Source organism: Thauera phenylacetica B4P (genome assembly GCF_000310225.1).
In the GTDB taxonomy this organism is placed as follows: Bacteria; Pseudomonadota; Gammaproteobacteria; order Burkholderiales; family Rhodocyclaceae; genus Thauera; species Thauera phenylacetica.
Window position 1 is genome coordinate 1 of the sequence record NZ_AMXF01000465.1, and the last position, 1,280, is coordinate 1,280.

Below are 1,280 nucleotides of genomic sequence, written 5' to 3' on the forward strand. Positions count from 1 at the left end.
ACGGACTCGCCGTCGATCGAAAGGGCCCCCGCCGTGGGCGCATCCAGCCCGGCGAGCAGGCGCAGCAGCGTGGTCTTGCCCGCACCGCTCGGGCCGACCAGGGCGTAGCGCCGGCCGCGCACGAGCGCCAGGCGGTCGAGCTCGAGCGCGCTGGCACGGCCGTCGCCATGGGCGAAGCGCACCCCCTCCAGGCTCATCGTGCGCCAGGCCGAGGCGGCGATGTCCTCGCCGTCGGCGGGACGCGGCGCCGGCGCGGCGCTGAGCAGCGGCGCGGCGGCGGCGTAGTCTGCGCGCTGGCGCGCGAGCGACTGGAAGTGCGCCGCGATCGCGGTGATCACGCCGCCGGCCTGCTGCGAGTATTCGTACACCATGAAGACCTTGCCGAGCGCGATCGTGCCGGCCGCCGCCGCGGCCCCGCCCGCGGCGGCGCCGAAGCCGAAAACGCCCGCGGCCTCCGCCGCATACACGCCGACCAGCACGCACCACAGCGCGCTCGCGAGCAGATCCACCGAGCACCACTTGGCCTCGTTGAGCACGATGCTCTTCTTCAGCGGCCCGAACACCGCCGCCAGGCGTTCGCCGATCAGCCGCGCCACGCCCTCGCCACGCCGCAGCGCGAGCACCGACAGCACATTGCCGAGCACATCGACCAGGGTGGCGGAATAGGCGCGCTCGGCGCGGTTCTCCTCCACCGCCACGCGCATCATCACGCGGTCGAAGCGGGTGATGAGCAGCCCGATGAGCCCGTAGCCGACCAGCGCCACCGCCCCCACCAGCGGCGAGATCAGCCACAGCGCGACGATCGGCCCCACCAGGCGCACGGTGTTCTGCAGGTAGATGAACTGGCTCTGCGCGAAGTCGTAGAGCGCATGCGTGCTCTGCTGCATGCGGTGGGTGGTCTCGCCCGAGTGGTGGCGCTCGTGCCAGGCCAGCGGCGCGGCGAGCAGGCGGCCCACGAGCAGGGCGGCGAGGCGCTCGCGCACCTTGAGCGCGACGTTGCGCTCGAGGATGCGCCCCGGCCCGTGCAGCAGCCAGCTCGCGACGATGGCCGCGAAGACCATGCCGAGCCAGCGCCCGGCCTCGCTCATGCCCTCCAGCCCGCCGGCCTGGATCTGGTTGATCGCGTTGCCGGCCAGCCAGGGCACGGCGAGCTTGAAGAGCTGGGACGCGAGCAGCAGCAGGAAGGCGTAGAGCAGCAGCGGGCGCGCGCCCGCGGCGTGCTCCCACAGCGCGCGGTAGAGCGCGCCGAGCCCCACCGGGCGCTCGTCGGCGGCCGCGGG

At 74.0% G+C, this 1,280-nt stretch carries 1 protein-coding gene; it reads right to left on the reverse strand.

Annotated elements, in window-relative coordinates; translation table 11 throughout:
* Nucleotides 1-1,280 (reverse strand): ABC transporter transmembrane domain-containing protein (locus C667_RS23060; RefSeq protein ID WP_004389151.1); only part of this gene is annotated, 1,280 nt, incomplete at both ends.